Source organism: Serratia sp. H1w, from assembly GCF_000633355.1.
In the GTDB taxonomy this organism is placed as follows: domain Bacteria; phylum Pseudomonadota; class Gammaproteobacteria; order Enterobacterales; family Enterobacteriaceae; genus Chania.
Window position 1 is genome coordinate 46,934 of record NZ_AYMQ01000105.1, and the last position, 14,173, is coordinate 61,106.

A 14,173-nucleotide genomic window follows, 5' to 3' on the forward strand; every position below is an offset into this window, starting at 1 on the left:
TCCTTCATGCACTGGAATTGAACTATGAGCGTTTCTTCATTGGTATTGGCCTTTCCCCCGGCAGCGTCGGCACTGAGCCAGGATTATCTGGCGGCCAAGCTCAGCTTTTACACCGACTCGGCGGACGTGGCAGAGGATTTACGCAACGGCGTCAGCGAGATTGTGGTGATCGATACCCGCGCAAGTGCGGTATACGCCGCCGGGCATATTCCCGGTGCAGTGAGTTTCCCCCATCGTTTGATGGATGAAAGCAGTACCTCAACCCTCGATCGTGACAAAGTCTATGTCACCTATTGCGATGGGATTGGCTGTAACGGTTCCACGCAGGGAGCCTACAAGTTGGCTAAGCTCGGCTTTCGGGTCAAAGAGCTGATCGGTGGGCTGGATTTCTGGCTACGCGATGGCCATCCGGTGGCCATCGGTGCTGAGCAGGGAACGATGCAAGGGCAGGCTAAAACGCCGGAGTGCGGCTGTTAGAACAGCGCCCACAGTATCAATGCCAATACGATAACGCCGACGACCAGCGCCAAAGGCTTGCTGAATATCGATTGTAAAGGCTGCGGCAGGGCGGCGATGAGCGGATTAAGCAATGGCTGCGGCTGTTGAACGTCGCTTTGCAACGAAGGAGCGTGGCCAGCCTTGTCCAGACGGCGGGTAAACAACTGCTGGATCACGTCGTTCAACTGCGCATGGGTCAACGGCGTAGTAAAGCTGCCGTTAAAGCGGTTCTGGCAGTAGTCGTTGAGCTGTTGTTGTTCCTGCTGATCCGCTGGCTGTTTCAATACCGCCAGCAGGTTTTGCAGGGTTGGGGCCGTTTGCGGGCTGAGCGCCAATTTCACCTGCATAAACTGGCTGAGCAGTTGGAAGTGGCGTGCGGGCAGCGGATCGTTGATTTTTACCCCGACCAGATCGAACAGTGCCTGCCAGAGCTTGGCCGGTGTCTCGCCGGTAGCCGCGCTGAGCTTGGTCACCTGCAACTGCAAGTGCTGGTGTTCCGCAGGCAGCAGCGGACGGTCACTGGTGGCCGTTTGCTGCGGATGAGGGATGGTCAGTGAGCCGGTTTGCAACAGGTTCAAGACTTGCTGCAACTGCTGATGGCTCAACTGGCTCAACACCGTATGACCAAATTGCTGACGGATAAAATCGCTGACCGCCTGGCGGTTATTACCCTGTGGCAGCAGTTCGGTGAGCTGTTGCAACAGTTGGCGGCTGGCATGGCTCTGCTGGGCCACGCCAAGGCGGTTTTGCAGCAACTGCTCAGCCGGTTGGAAATGGCGCGCCAACAGTTCACTGTGGTTATCCGCACCTAATTCATGGCGCAGCGTGACCCAGATCTCGGCGGATTTGGCCGGGCTAAGGGCCATAATCTTGACGATCAGTTTTTCCAACTGGGTACGTTGGGCCGGGGAGAGCGGTTGATCGTCGGCAGGTGGTTTACCTGCAGTCGGAGGGTGATCGGCTGCGCCAGGAGCGCCAGGTCCACTTAACGGTTGCATATCACCAGTCCTTCGCAGTGTATAAAGTCGGCATACCCGGCGAAAAGCGCAGGCTTAATCGCTTATGATACCTGTAATTTGGTGCCATCAATACCGCCCGCCAGACATTTCTTTACAGGCCAATCGTTGCTTATCCTATTTGCGCCGCTAAGATAGGCGCAGATACGGCATTGAGGGTGTGATGATTAATCGACAGCGGATTGCAAAATGGTTTCTATACCTGGCTTGCCTGGTGGTGCTGACGTGCCTCACCCAGCGCATGGCGGGTCTGCATACCTTGCAGTTGGCTCTTGGTTTACCTGCTGTCAGCATTAGCCAATCCTCGGCCGGAGTCGATGAAGAAGCGACGACTTCTACCCCCTGTGAACTGAGTGCCAAATCGCTGCTGGCCTCTCCGCCGGTGATGTTCGAAAACGTGCTGTTTGGCCTGGGGATGTTGCTGATCCTGCTGGCACCGATCGTCGCCCCACGCTTACCGCTGCCGCCTTTACGCGTTATTTCTCCCACCACCCTCAGGGTACATCTACGATTATGCGTGTTCCGAGAATGAGTTAATCCCTCGTCAAACCGAGTGACTACTTTATTTTTGGAGAACAACTATGTTGAATTTCATCAGGCTGGCGTTGACTTGCCTGTTAGTGCTATGGCTACCCGCGTCACAGGCGGCGGATAGTGGCTGGCTGCAAAGCCTGCAAAACGATCATGCGAAAATCAGGCTGCGTGCCGACACCAGCAAAGGGGATGAAACCCGGGTGCTGCTCGCCGTTGAGCTGGAAAAAGGGTGGAAAACCTACTGGCGCTCACCAGGGGAAGGGGGCATTGCGCCTGCTATCACCTGGCAGGGCAACCCGCCACCGGCAACCTGGTTTTGGCCAACGCCGCAGCGCTTTGACGTAGCGGGGATCTCTACGCAGGGCTATCAGCAGCGGGTCACGCTGCCCATCGTGTTAAAGGGGACTGCACCGCAACAATTGGCGGGGACGCTGACCTTATCCACCTGTAGCAACGTCTGCATCCTGACCGACTATCCGTTCAAACTGGATCTCACCACGCCGCATGATCCGCAGTTCAATCACGACTTCGCTCAGGCGATGGGGCAGGTGCCGATTGCCAGCGGGCTGGTGGACAGCCTGCAAGCCGGTTATCGCAACGGTGAGTTGCAGATTAGCGCGCAACGTAAAGCAGGCTGGCAACAGCCGGAGCTGTTCTTTGATACGTTGACGGGAGCCGATCTTGGCAAGCCAACGGTCAGCAGTGATGGAGAGAGCCTGCAAGCGCGAGTTCCAGTAAGCGATGGTTGGGGGGATGCAGCTCCAGATCTGCGCGGTAAACAACTGCGGCTGGTTACCAGCGACGGAGGTATTGCTCAAGAGGTTACCGCGACCATTGGCGGGCCGCTTGCGCTGTCCTGCACGGCTGCCTTCCCCTTGTGGCAGGCGGTGCTGATGGCATTGGCCGGCGGTTTCATTCTTAACCTGATGCCTTGTGTGCTACCGGTGCTGGGAATGAAGCTGGGTTCTATCTTGCAGGTCGAACAGCGCGATCGGCGCAGCGTGCGCTGGCAATTCCTGGCTTCTTCCCTCGGGATCGTGGTGTCCTTCATGGCGCTGGCCCTGCTGATGACGTTGTTGCGTCTGAGCAATCACGCGCTGGGTTGGGGGATCCAATTCCAAAACCCGTGGTTTATCGGTTTTATGGTGCTGGTGACGCTGTTGTTTAGCGCCAACCTGTTCGGCCTGTTCCATCTGCAACTCTCTTCCTCGTTGAATACCAAACTGGCTACCCAAGGTGGGCGCGGATTGAGTGGCCATTTCTGGCAGGGAGCGTTCGCCACGCTGCTGGCTACGCCTTGCTCGGCCCCTTTCCTGGGGACGGCGGTGGCCTTTGCGTTGGCGGCCCCATTGCCGGTGCTTTGGGGTATGTTTGTCGCGCTGGGGATTGGCATGAGTTTGCCTTGGCTGCTGATTGCCGCCTGGCCAGCATTGGCGTTGCGTCTGCCGCGCCCGGGCCGTTGGATGAATGGGATGCGGCTGGCACTGGGCCTGCTGATGCTGGTGTCTTCACTCTGGCTGCTTAGCCTGATGACCAACCATATCGGCTTGACGCCGACGCTGATCGCCGGAGCCGTCTTGCTGGTTGGCTTGTTACTGGCGGTGTGGCAGCAGTTGGGTGCTCGTTCAGCGGGGATCGCAACGGCCAGCGTGCTGGTGATCGGTGGTTTGGTGTTGCTGGTGGGCTCGCTGACGGCCAATCAGTGGCGACAGCCGCTGCACGACAATATTGCCTGGCAACCGCTTTCTGAGCAGGCGATTGTGCAGGCGCTGGCCGCCAACAAACGCGTTTTTGTTGATGTCACTGCCGACTGGTGCGTGACCTGCAAGGCCAATAAATACAACGTATTGCTGCGTGATGAGGTGCAAAAAGCCCTCAGTGCCGAGGATGTGGTGGCGTTGCGCGGCGACTGGAGCCGCCCGTCGGAAACCATCTCGACCTTCCTGCAACAGCGCGGCAGCGTTGCCGTACCCTTTAACCAAATTTATGGCCCTGGCACGCCAGACGGCGAAGTGTTGTCACCGCTACTCACTCGCGAAGCCGTACTGCATGCCCTGTCTAACGCCAAAGGAAAATAAAAATGAACAAACTACTGCTGTTATTGCTGTTGATTATCGCCCCGGCCTGGGCTGCGGCCCCTTTCACTCCGGAGCAGGAAGTGCGGATTAAACAACTGATCCGTGAAACCCTAGTCTCTAACCCAGATATTCTGGCGGAGGCGGCCAACGCCTGGCAGCAACAAACCCGCGAGCAGCAAATCGGTCAGGCGATTAAACAAAACAGCAAGATCCTGTTCGACGATCCGGCCAGCCCAAGGTTAGGCGCCAAGAATGCCAAGCTGACGCTGGTGGCATTCACCGATTACAACTGCCCGTACTGTAAGCAGTTTGATCCGCAGTTGGAGAAGATCGTCAAGCAATACCCTGACGTGGCACTGGTAGTGAAGTTGTTGCCGTTCAAAGGGGAAAGCTCGATTGCGTCGGCCCGTGTGGCCCTCACCGCCTGGGAACAGCACCCTGAGCAGTTCTGGCCGTTGCATCAACGCCTGATGGCTAAAAAAGGTACCCACGACAATGCCAGCATCGCTGCTGCCCAGGATAAAGCCGGGGTCAAGCAGGTTGCGCCCACCGAGCAGAGCATGACTACGCTGCGCACCAATATGCAACTGGCGGAACAGTTTGGCGTACAGGGAACACCGGCAACCCTGATTGGCGATCAGATGTTGCCTGGTGCGGTGTCTTATGAAGATCTGGAAGCGGTAGTGAAGGAGCAGTTGGCGAGGGTCAACCATGGCTAGGTTGCGGCGCTGGACGCGCGAACTGCTGATCTTGCTGTTGCTGGTACTGGGCGTGATGTTCGCCATGGACTGGTGGCGAGCCCCACAGGCACCGCTAGCCTTTGACCAGCAAATGCTGGAAACACTGGACGGAGAGCCGGTATCGTTGGCACAGCTCAGCCAGGATCAACCCTTGCTGGTTTATTTCTGGGCCAGTTGGTGCGGGGTTTGCCGCTTTACCACGCCTTACGTGGCCAAACTGGTGGCGAACGGCGGTAACGTGATGACCGTGGCGCTGCGTTCGGGCAATGACCAGCAGGTGGAGCAGTGGCTGGCGGCCAAGAAGCTGCAACTGCCGGTGGTGAATGACGAACAAGGTAAGCTGTCGGCGCAGTGGCAGATTGGCGTAACGCCGACCATCGTCGTCATTTCTCAAGGCCAAGTGGTGCAGAGCACCACCGGCTGGACCAGCTATTGGGGCATGAAACTGCGGCTCTGGTGGGTGAGGCATATCAGTTAAGTCCCTCACCCTAACCCTCTCCCACAGGGAGAGGGGACCGAATTTGCTACAGTTTAACTCCCGCATCTGACCGCAGCTCTGGACTTGCTCCCTCTCCCCAACACGGTATTTATGGGATCCTCGGTTTTACCGTGGGAGAGGGCTGGGGTGAGGGGCGCTGGCTGGCCAGCATTTAATTCTCTGTCACCGCAACGATCGCCTGGCACAGCCGGGCGATCCCTTCCGTAATCAGTTCCGGCGTATTGGCGGCAAAATTCAACCGCAGTCCATGTGCACCATGCTGTTCCTCGACATAGAAACATTCGCCACGGGCAAAGGTGACGCCCTGTTGCCAGGAGATTGGCATCAACTGGGCGGTGCTAACGGTTGGCGGTAATTGCAGCCAGATGAACAATCCCCCCTCAGGGATTTCAAACCGACAGCCCGGTGGCAGATGCTCGTTTAACGCCGTCACCATGGCATCACGATGCTGGCGGTACATTCTTCCCGCTCGGCGCAGCTGCTTGTCGTAGCTCCCGACGGTAACAAACGCGTCCAGTGCGCGCTGGATCAGGTTGGAGCTGGTAAAGCTGTCGACGTGCTTGAGCCGGGAAAATTGCAGATAGTGCTCACTGTCCGCCACCAGATAACCAATGCGCATGCTGGGCAGCAGCATTTTGGAAAAGGTACTGACGTAGATCACCGTGCCCGCGGGGGCCATGGAGCGCAGTGACGGCAGGCTTTTGCCGTTGTAACGCAGATCGCCGACAAAATCGTCTTCCAGGATCACGATCCCGGCCTGCTGAGCCAACGCCAGCAAACGGCGACGGCGGGCTTCGCTCATACAGCGCCCGGTAGGGTTATTGAAATTGGGGATGGTATAGATCATTTTCGGCTGGTGCCGGGCGATCAGCTCCGGCAGTTGCTCAACGCACATGCCGTGGCGATCGCTGGGTACCGCAACAATGTTGATCTGGTGCAGGCGCAGCAACCCTAGAGCTTCGGCATAGGTAGGCTCTTCGACAATCACCGTATCCCCCGGACGTAATAACGTCTGGAAAATCAGGCTGATGGCATGCTGTGAACCGTTGGTGATCAGCACCTGCTCGGCACGGGTGGGAATACCTTGTGCCGTCAGGATCCGGCCCAGCGTGTCGCGCAGCGGATAGTAACCACAGTAGTCGCCGTAGCTGAAGGCCTCTTCCGCATGACGACTGAGGATGGACAGCAGGATCTTGCGAAATGCCTCCAGTGGGAACACTTTGGGGCTGCCGACGCCCGCGGCAAAGTTGATGATGTGCTCCGGCAAGGGAATATCGGGATAGCCGTCCAGCCGGGAAGTGGTGGTGGTGAAGCGATCGGCTGGAAATAGCTCGCTGGATGCTGGCCGCTGCCGCAGTGGGGCAGGTTGCAGGTGTCGGACATAAGCACCGCTGCCACGCCGCTGTTGCAACAACCCCTTGGCCGTCAGCTCGGCGTAGGCACTTTCCACCGTCAGGCGGCTGACCGAAAGCTCGGCAGCCAGACTGCGCGTTGATGGCAATTTATCGCCATCGGCAAAGGTGCCGCCAAGAATGGCGCGGCGCAGCGCTTCTTCGATTTGTAGATACAGTGGGATGTCCTGCTGACGATCCAGTGGAATGTGCATAAATTGGCCCGGTCGGTAAGCTTAATTTTCACTATATCCCAGTGTAACAAGGCTTAACAAAGAGAAAAGTGGCCTGCATAACATCGCAGTGAAGTGGCTATGGTGGCAAAATCTGGCCGCGTTAAACTCTTCGCCAGATAATCAAGCGCTGGAATTTTAGAGGGTGTTATGTCGTTACCGTCGGGTGTTGTAGCAGAACCGGTTGTGGTCAGTGGTGGGCTCCTACGGGGAGCAAACCAGGGTTATGTCATCGCCATTATCAGCGCCATGCTGCTGGCTTTCACCGCCATCATCATCCGTGCGTTGACCGAGTATTACCATCTGCCAACTTTTGTATTGGCCTTTTGGCGTGCAGCCTTGGTAGCTCTGGTGCTATTGCCGCTGTTACTGTTGTTCAAACCGCAATGGGCACAGCTACGGCTTGAGCAAGTGCCGTTCTACGCGGGCTATGGTTTGCTATTGGCGCTGTTTAACAGCTTATGGACGCTCTCGGTGGCGCTCAATGGTGCCTCAGTGGCCACCATTCTGACCTACTGCTCGGTCGGTTTTACCGTATTTCTGGGGTGGATGCTGTACAACGAACGCCTCAGCCTGCGTGAGCTGCTGGTGATCCTAGTCAGCCTGGGTGGCTGCTTCCTGGTCAGTAATGGCGACAGCATGGGCAACACGCGTTTTGATCTGTTGGGGCTGATGGTCGGTATGTTGTCCGGTATCGGCTACACCTTGTATACCCTCGGCGGACGCATCGCCAGCGAGCGGCGTTACCCGGTGTGGAACACGATCCTCTACGTGTTTGGCTTTTCCGCCGCCTATCAGTGGTTGTTCAACACTTTACTGACGTTGTTCCCAATGGCCGCTTTTCAGGGGATGGCCGGCGATTTGTGGTTCCTTTCGCAGGGGGCACAGGGCATTCAGTGGAGTGGTTGGCTGCTGTTGGTTACGCTGGCCGCCGGGCCAACGCTGCTGGGCTTTGGCCTGTACAATATCAGCCTGAAAACCATGCCGTTGGCGGTGGCCAACCTGATCCTGTCGCTGGAGTTGGTGTTCACCGCAGTGATTGCCTATTTCCTGTTGGGGGAAAACATGAACCAATTGCAGCTGTTGGGCAGCGCACTGGTGATGGGCGGGGTATTGATGCTGAGAAAGTCGGCTTAAGCTTGGTTTTCTGCACCGGTTTGCTATCATTGGCAGCGCAACAGAAAGGTGCAGAAAATGACTCTCAATCCCAGGTTAAAACGAGCGCTTATCGCTTAATCAGGCAGTGTTTTTTGAACAGAAGACACTGCCACCGACATCATGTTCCGTGGCTCTTATTACTTATCAAGAGAAGATGCCATGTCTGAAAAACACTGGTCACAAATCGAATTACTCCACCAGACGGTAACCAACCCCAATATTCTGGTTAAAGGAACCCACAGTTATTACAGCCATTGCTGGGATAACGGTTTTGAACGTTCTGTTGTGCGTTATTTGCATGGCGATGCGGTCAGTCAACAGTGGGAACCGCTGGGGCCGCTAGATCAATTGCATATTGGCGATTATGTCTGCATTGCTGCCGAGGCGGTGATCCTGATGGGCGGCAATCATACCCATCGTATCGACTGGTTGAGCCTCTATCCCTTTATGGAAACCATTCAGGCTGCTTACTTGCCGAAAGGTGATACTCGCCTTGGCGATGGCTGTTGGATCGGGATGCGCGCCATGCTGATGCCGGGAGTCACGATTGGTGAAGGTGCTGTGGTTGCCGCCGGTAGTGTGGTAACTGCGGATGTCGAACCCTATACGATCGTGGGCGGCAATCCTGCCCGGATGATTAAGCGGCGATTCTCCCCGGAGACCATCGCGCGTTTACTCGCGTTGCATCTATACGATTTGCCCGCTGAGGCGTTCGCCAGCATCCAGCCACGGTTGGCCAGCGATGATATTACGGCCCTGGAGCGGGCGCTTGAGGGGGTAAATAAATAATAAGCCGGGCGGGTTAACCCCGCCCGATTTAGTTACTCGATCTCCGTTGCTTCACCGCTGATACGGCGCTGCTTGCGGAGTTTGCGCAGCAACGGTGGTAGCACCAGTACGGCAACGGCCAGCACCAACAGGCATTGGGCAATGGTGCTGCTCCACAGGATGCCATATTCCCCGTTACTGATAGACAACGCCCGACGCAGGTTCTGTTCCAGCATTTCTCCCAGCACAAACCCCAGGATCAACGGCGACATCGGAAAGTGCATCTTGCGCAGGATGTAGCCAAACACCCCAAGCCCCACCATTAACAGCAGATCGAAGGTGGTGCTGTGCACCGCATAGACCCCAACGGCGGAAACGGCGGCAATCGCCGGTACCAGGAACCACAGCGGTACAGTCAGCATACGGGTGAACAGGCCGATCAGTGGAATGTTCATGATCAACAGCATGACGTTGGCGATCAGCAGTGCGGCGATCAATCCCCAAACGATATCCGGCTGTTCGGTGAACATTGCCGGGCCAGGGGTGATGTTATATAGCGTCAATGCGCCCATCATCACCGCAGTGGTCCCTGAACCTGGTACACCAAGGGTCAGCATCGGGATAAATGAACCGCAGGCGGAAGCGTTATTGGCGGCCTCCGGCGCGGCGACGCCACGGATGTCTCCCTTGCCGAATGATTCGCTGTTGCCACTGATACGCTTCTCCGTCATATAGGTGAGCGCACTGGCAATGGTCGCCCCGGCACCGGGCAGAATACCGACGAAGAAACCGACAAAGGAGGAACGCAGGGTGGGGCCTACGCACTCGGCAGCTTCTTTGTGGTTAAACAGCATACGACCGGTTTTGCGGATCAGTTTCTGGCCCGTGCTGGTACTCTCCAGCATCAGCAGGATCTCACTGACCGAGAACAGCCCGATCACCACCACGATAAACTGAATGCCGTCGGAGAGGTGCACGCTGTCAAAGGTGAAGCGATAAACGCCGGTATTCGCGTCCACTCCTACTGTGGCCAGCCCCAGGCCGATCAGGGCTGCCAGCAGGGATTTCAGCGGGTTCTGGCTCATCATGCTGCCAAGGCAGGCAATGGCAAACACCATCAGGGCAAAATATTCTGCTGGACCAAATGCCAATGACCAGTGGGCCAGTATCGGAGCAAACAGGATAATACCGACAATGGCAATCAGTGAACCAATAAAGGAACTGACTGCGGAGATCGACAATGCAACACCTGCGCGACCCTGTTGGGCCATAGGGTAGCCATCTAGTGCGGTCATGATCGCGGCCGCATCTCCCGGTACGTTGAGCAGGATCGAGGAGATCCTTCCGCCGTATTCACAGCCGATATACACCGTGGCCAGCAGGATCAGGGCCGACTCTGGGGGTAATTTCAGGGCAAAAGCCAGTGGTAACAGGATTGCCACGCCGTTGATTGGGCCAAGGCCCGGCAGCAGCCCGACGATGGTACCCACAAAGCAGCCGATCAGGGCAATCATCAGGTTCTGGGGCAGCAGTGCCACTTCGAACCCTTGTGATAAATACATCCAGGTTTCCATTATCGCTCCCGTTAGCTCAGCCAAACGCCAAGTGGCAGTGTGACATCGAGTAAATAATCAAAGGCGTAGAACAGCGTCACGCCCATTACCACGCCTGAGATCAACGCGGCTTTGATACTGGCCTGGAACAACAGGCCGATGCTGAACGTCAGCAGGGCCGTTGCCAGCGGGAAGCCGAGCCACTCAAATCCCCAGGCGTACAGCACCAGGGTGATCACCAGTACCAGCAAACGTTGCAGCACTTTGTGATGTGGCCACTCGACCCACTGCGGCTGACGTAACAACAAGAGTGCGGCACACAGGGACATCAGGCTTAAAATGGTCAACGGGAAGGGGCGTGGCCCCAAGGGTTCGTAACTGTATTCGCTCTGGATACCCCAACCGATAAACAGACCGCCGCCACACAGCAACAACCACAGACCCGCAAAAATACGATCGCTCATACAATACCTCTGGGTTATTTGGCCAGCCCGAACGCTTTGGCCTGTTCACGGTACTGGGTAACCTGAGTTTTCACGTAGGCATCCAACTCCTTGCCGGTCAGGTTGAATTCAAACAGACCACGCAGATCGCGCTGTTGCTTGAATTCCTCGGTTGTCATCATGGTTTTGAAGGTATCTATCCACCATTGATACTCGGCTTCGGTGACTTTGGGGCCAAGGTAGAAGCCGCGGATGATTGGCCACACCAGGTTGAACCCTTGCTCTTTGGCAGTAGGCACGTTGGCCAGTTCGCCCGGCAGGCGTTCTTCGGCATAGACGGCCAGTACCCGCAACTTATCGCCCTTCAGGTAAGGCACCATCTCGCTCAGATCGCCGGAGACCGCTTGAATGTGGTTGCCCAGCAGTGCTGTCACCGACTCGCCACCGCCTTCAAACGCCACATAGCGCATCTTGTGGGGATTGACGCCAACCTCACGGGCCAGCAGCGCGGTTTTCATCCAGTCCTGACTACCAATGGAGGCTCCGGCACCAAACACCACGCTGTTGGGATCTTTTCGGAAGGCGCTCATCAGCTCTTTCAGCGTCTTGTAAGGTGAGTCGGCGCGGACGGCGATCATGCCGTAGTCGGTACCCACAGCTGCCAGCCATTTCACATCATCCACGTTGTAACGGCCAAACTTGCCCTGTGACAGGTTCAACAGCGAACCGCCAGAAAACGCCACCATGGTGCCAAATTCTGCGGGTCGCTGGGCAACGATAGCGTTATAGGCCACCGCTCCCACGCCGCCAGGCATGTAGGTGACGCGCATCGGTTTATCAATGGCCTTGGTTTCTTGTAAGGAGATCTGGATCAGTTTGCAGGTGAGGTCGAAGCCTCCGCCGGGTTTGGCTGGGGCGATACATTCGGTGCGTTTTGGTGCTTCCACGGCGAACGCCTGGTTAGCGGCGAACAGCAGAACAGTGGTGGTAAGCGTACAGGTAATTATTCTTTTCATGACGTTTCCCCATCGGTTTTATTTCAGTTTGTGAGAATCCCCGCTGACACGGGGTTGCTAAATTGTTAAAACAGAAACCTTTCATTTACCTTTCAGTGCCTGGGAAAGTTTACAGGATGTGATATGCGTCTCTTGTTAGTGGAAGATCACCCCGAACTGGCTCATTGGTTGCAAAAAGCGCTTACCGGTCTTGGGTTTGCGGTGGATGTCGCGATAGATGGCGTGGCGGCAGACCATCTGCTATTGAATGAGCAATATGCGCTGGTGGTGTTGGATGTGGCGCTACCGCGGCTCAACGGGCTGGAGCTGTTGGCGCGGTTGCGTAAGCGTGGTCAGGCCTTGTCAGTGTTGCTATTGACGGCCCGCACCGAGGTCGCCGATCGGGTCAAGGGGTTAAATCTGGGGGCCGATGATTACCTCACCAAGCCCTTCGAACTTGATGAGTTGGAGGCTCGCATCCGGGCGTTGCTGCGCCGCAGCGTTGGCGTGACACAACAGGCACTGGAATTCGGTTTGCTGACTTATCACGACGAGGGCTATTTCCTGCTGGCAGAAAAACCCCTGTCGTTAACCCCCCGCGAGCTGGCGGTATTGACCACTTTGATGCTTCGCCGTGGCCGTCCGGTGGCCAAGCAACAACTGTTTGAACAAGTATTTACGCTCTCTGACGAGGCCAATCCCGAAAGCATCGAACTTTACGTCCATCGCGTGCGTAAGAAACTCCAGGGCAGCAACGTGGCGATCGTGACGTTGCGTGGCCTGGGTTACAGCCTGGAGTTGTGTGATGAGGTGGTTTAAAGCGCCGCGATCGTTGTTTAATCAGTTGCTGTTGTTCTTTGGCTTGCCATTGCTGGTGTTGGGCGGGATCTCGATCTACACCCACTATTTCAGCGCCATGCGTGCGGCAACGTTGGCCTACGATCGTACCTTGCTGGCGTCGGCACGCACGGTGGCAGAGCAGTTAGTGGTGCGAAATCAGCGGTTGGAGGTGGATGTGCCCTATGTGGTGCTGGACAGTTTCGAGCGTAATATGAACGATCGATTGTACTACCAGGTGATTTCACCCGAGGGCAAAAATATCGCGGGCTATAACGATTTGCCCAAGATGCCGCCCTATGTTCCCCGTTCTAACCTGTATCCGGCCCTGGTACATTTTTACGATGCACACTATCGTGACCACCCTATTCGAGTAGCCGCGTTGTTCCAACCGGTCAATGAAGGTGGGGTGATGGGAATAGCGACCATACTGGTGGCGGAAACGCTGGAGTCGCGGCGCTATCTGGCACGACAGATGCTGCTGGCGGCGTTGTTCAGTCAGGGGACGGTGGTGGTATTGACCTTGATACTGGCTTACATCTTGCTGAAAAAGCTACTGCAACCGTTGCGCAAGCTTTCCAGCATTATGCTGCGGCGCGATCCGGGGGAACTGACCCCGTTGCCGATGGTGTTGCACTGGTCGGAAATGCAGCCGCTGTTGTTGGCATTCAATCGCTATATTGAGCGGCTGCGGTTGATGGTGGCACGTCAGGAACGCTTTAGTGCCGATGCTTCCCACCAGTTGCGTACGCCGCTCACGGTGTTGAAAACCCAGGTGGGTGTGGCATTGGCCAGTGAAAGGCCAGAACAGTGGCGTGAAAGCCTGGAAGGGATGAGCGCGACTCTGGACAGCACGTTCGCGCTGACCGATCGCCTGCTGTACCTCTCGCGGCTGAAGGCGCACGAGCATCAAGCCGAGCGTAAATTGCAGCCGGTTAATCTGGCACAGGTGCTACGCGATGCCTGTTTTTCTCGCCTGCCACAGGCCCGCAGCAAGCGGATCGATCTTGGTTATGAAGGGGTAGGCGTTTGTTGGGTGGCCGGTGAGGCGTTGCTGCTGGCGGAGCTTTGCGCCAACCTGCTGGATAACGCGCTGAAATACACTCCGGTTCGGGGAATAGTCACCGCGCGTTTGTTGATGGTGAATGAGCAGGGACTGTTGGAAATCGAAGACAGCGGTCCGGGTATTGCTCAGGATCAGAGGGTAGCCGCGCTGCAGCCGTTTCGCCGGCTGGATAACGTCGTCGACCAGCCTGGTGCCGGATTGGGATTGGCGTTGGTAAAAGATATTACCGCTTATCACGCTACCCGCCCGGAATTACTGAGTTCTGACGTGCTAGGGGGGTTATTGGTTCGTGTAAGGTTTAAATTGCTGGATTGATAGGGATTAATGGAGTCAAACCGTGGCACGTTCAGTCCCCTCTCCCTGT

General features: G+C 56.5%; 14 protein-coding genes. 9 read left to right on the forward strand and 5 right to left on the reverse strand.

Annotated features, from left to right (window positions below; translation table 11 throughout):
- The first annotated feature begins 24 nt into the window (after positions 1–24).
- Positions 25–477, forward strand: a complete 453-nt coding sequence (locus tag U869_RS0122700) for a rhodanese-like domain-containing protein (protein WP_025120717.1) — start codon at positions 25–27, stop codon at positions 475–477.
- Here the strand turns inward: U869_RS0122700 and flk are convergent.
- Positions 474–1,496: a flagella biosynthesis regulator Flk gene (gene flk / locus U869_RS0122705; RefSeq protein WP_025120716.1), complete on the reverse strand. Its 1,023-nt coding sequence runs from the start codon at positions 1,494–1,496 to the stop codon at positions 474–476. The two genes, U869_RS0122700 and flk, sit on opposite strands and share 4 nt — an antisense overlap.
- 181 nt (positions 1,497–1,677) lie before the next feature.
- Here flk and U869_RS0122710 point away from each other — a divergent pair, with 181 nt between their 5' ends.
- From U869_RS0122710 to U869_RS0122725, 4 genes are read left to right on the forward strand one after another with little or no spacing between them, the layout of a single operon-like run.
- Complete coding sequence (locus U869_RS0122710) at positions 1,678–2,046, forward strand: hypothetical protein (RefSeq protein WP_025120715.1); 369 nt, start codon at positions 1,678–1,680, stop codon at positions 2,044–2,046.
- A 49-nt stretch (positions 2,047–2,095) separates the two neighbouring features.
- The gene (locus U869_RS0122715; RefSeq protein ID WP_025120714.1) at positions 2,096–4,126 is read left to right on the forward strand and encodes a protein-disulfide reductase DsbD; all 2,031 of its coding nucleotides are present in this window, start codon (positions 2,096–2,098) and stop codon (positions 4,124–4,126) included.
- Positions 4,127–4,128: 2 nt separating this feature from the next.
- Positions 4,129–4,845 carry a DsbA family protein gene (locus U869_RS0122720; protein ID WP_025120713.1) on the forward strand — a complete coding sequence of 239 codons (717 nt, stop codon included), beginning with the start codon at positions 4,129–4,131 and terminating at the stop codon, positions 4,843–4,845.
- Positions 4,838–5,344 carry a protein disulfide oxidoreductase gene (locus U869_RS0122725; RefSeq protein WP_025120712.1) on the forward strand — a complete coding sequence of 169 codons (507 nt, stop codon included), beginning with the start codon at positions 4,838–4,840 and terminating at the stop codon, positions 5,342–5,344. The genes U869_RS0122720 and U869_RS0122725 overlap by 8 nt, the downstream gene beginning before the upstream one ends.
- Positions 5,345–5,516: 172 nt before the next feature.
- Here U869_RS0122725 and U869_RS0122730 read toward each other — a convergent pair whose 3' ends face one another.
- Positions 5,517–6,971, reverse strand: a complete 1,455-nt coding sequence (locus U869_RS0122730) for a PLP-dependent aminotransferase family protein (RefSeq protein ID WP_025120711.1) — start codon at positions 6,969–6,971, stop codon at positions 5,517–5,519.
- A 168-nt stretch (positions 6,972–7,139) separates the two neighbouring features.
- Here U869_RS0122730 and U869_RS0122735 point away from each other — a divergent pair, with 168 nt between their 5' ends.
- Positions 7,140–8,126: a DMT family transporter gene (locus U869_RS0122735; RefSeq protein ID WP_029987517.1), complete on the forward strand. Its 987-nt coding sequence runs from the start codon at positions 7,140–7,142 to the stop codon at positions 8,124–8,126.
- 180 nt (positions 8,127–8,306) lie between these two features.
- Positions 8,307–8,936 (forward strand): CatB-related O-acetyltransferase, encoded by a 630-nt coding sequence (locus tag U869_RS0122740; protein ID WP_025120710.1) that lies wholly within the window; start codon positions 8,307–8,309, stop codon positions 8,934–8,936.
- A 32-nt stretch (positions 8,937–8,968) separates the two neighbouring features.
- Here U869_RS0122740 and U869_RS0122745 read toward each other — a convergent pair whose 3' ends face one another.
- The 3 genes from U869_RS0122745 to U869_RS0122755 are packed head-to-tail and all read right to left on the reverse strand — an operon-like array spanning position 8,969 to position 11,927.
- Complete coding sequence (locus U869_RS0122745; protein WP_025120709.1) at positions 8,969–10,489, reverse strand: tripartite tricarboxylate transporter permease; 1,521 nt, start codon at positions 10,487–10,489, stop codon at positions 8,969–8,971.
- A gap of 11 nt (positions 10,490–10,500) precedes the next feature.
- Positions 10,501–10,932, reverse strand: coding sequence for a tripartite tricarboxylate transporter TctB family protein (locus U869_RS0122750; protein ID WP_025120708.1), 432 nt, complete (start codon positions 10,930–10,932; stop codon positions 10,501–10,503).
- A 14-nt stretch (positions 10,933–10,946) separates the two neighbouring features.
- On the reverse strand, positions 10,947–11,927 hold the full coding sequence (locus U869_RS0122755; RefSeq protein ID WP_025120707.1) for a tripartite tricarboxylate transporter substrate binding protein: 981 nt from the start codon (positions 11,925–11,927) through the stop codon (positions 10,947–10,949).
- A gap of 123 nt (positions 11,928–12,050) precedes the next feature.
- Here U869_RS0122755 and tctD point away from each other — a divergent pair, with 123 nt between their 5' ends.
- Positions 12,051–12,725, forward strand: coding sequence for a transcriptional regulator TctD (tctD, locus tag U869_RS0122760; RefSeq protein WP_025120706.1), 675 nt, complete (start codon positions 12,051–12,053; stop codon positions 12,723–12,725).
- Positions 12,712–14,124 carry a sensor histidine kinase gene (locus tag U869_RS0122765; RefSeq protein ID WP_025120705.1) on the forward strand — a complete coding sequence of 471 codons (1,413 nt, stop codon included), beginning with the start codon at positions 12,712–12,714 and terminating at the stop codon, positions 14,122–14,124. The genes tctD and U869_RS0122765 overlap by 14 nt, the downstream gene beginning before the upstream one ends.
- Positions 14,125–14,173: the final 49 nt, after the last annotated feature.

Bases quoted from the DNA above. Each gene is read 5' to 3' on its own strand.
- U869_RS0122720 (WP_025120713.1), top strand. From the start codon at position 4,129: ATGAACAAACTACTGCTGTTATTGCTGTTGATTATCGCCCCGGCCTGG.
- U869_RS0122735 (WP_029987517.1), top strand. From the start codon at position 7,140: ATGTCGTTACCGTCGGGTGTTGTAGCAGAACCGGTTGTGGTCAGTGGT.
- U869_RS0122725 (WP_025120712.1), top strand. From the start codon at position 4,838: ATGGCTAGGTTGCGGCGCTGGACGCGCGAACTGCTGATCTTGCTGTTG.
- U869_RS0122750 (WP_025120708.1), bottom strand. From the start codon at position 10,932: ATGAGCGATCGTATTTTTGCGGGTCTGTGGTTGTTGCTGTGTGGCGGC.
- U869_RS0122730 (WP_025120711.1), bottom strand. From the start codon at position 6,971: ATGCACATTCCACTGGATCGTCAGCAGGACATCCCACTGTATCTACAA.
- U869_RS0122700 (WP_025120717.1), top strand. From the start codon at position 25: ATGAGCGTTTCTTCATTGGTATTGGCCTTTCCCCCGGCAGCGTCGGCA.
- U869_RS0122710 (WP_025120715.1), top strand. From the start codon at position 1,678: ATGATTAATCGACAGCGGATTGCAAAATGGTTTCTATACCTGGCTTGC.
- U869_RS0122715 (WP_025120714.1), top strand. From the start codon at position 2,096: ATGTTGAATTTCATCAGGCTGGCGTTGACTTGCCTGTTAGTGCTATGG.
- U869_RS0122765 (WP_025120705.1), top strand. From the start codon at position 12,712: ATGAGGTGGTTTAAAGCGCCGCGATCGTTGTTTAATCAGTTGCTGTTG.
- U869_RS0122745 (WP_025120709.1), bottom strand. From the start codon at position 10,489: ATGGAAACCTGGATGTATTTATCACAAGGGTTCGAAGTGGCACTGCTG.
- U869_RS0122755 (WP_025120707.1), bottom strand. From the start codon at position 11,927: ATGAAAAGAATAATTACCTGTACGCTTACCACCACTGTTCTGCTGTTC.
- U869_RS0122740 (WP_025120710.1), top strand. From the start codon at position 8,307: ATGTCTGAAAAACACTGGTCACAAATCGAATTACTCCACCAGACGGTA.
- tctD (WP_025120706.1), top strand. From the start codon at position 12,051: ATGCGTCTCTTGTTAGTGGAAGATCACCCCGAACTGGCTCATTGGTTG.
- flk (WP_025120716.1), bottom strand. From the start codon at position 1,496: ATGCAACCGTTAAGTGGACCTGGCGCTCCTGGCGCAGCCGATCACCCT.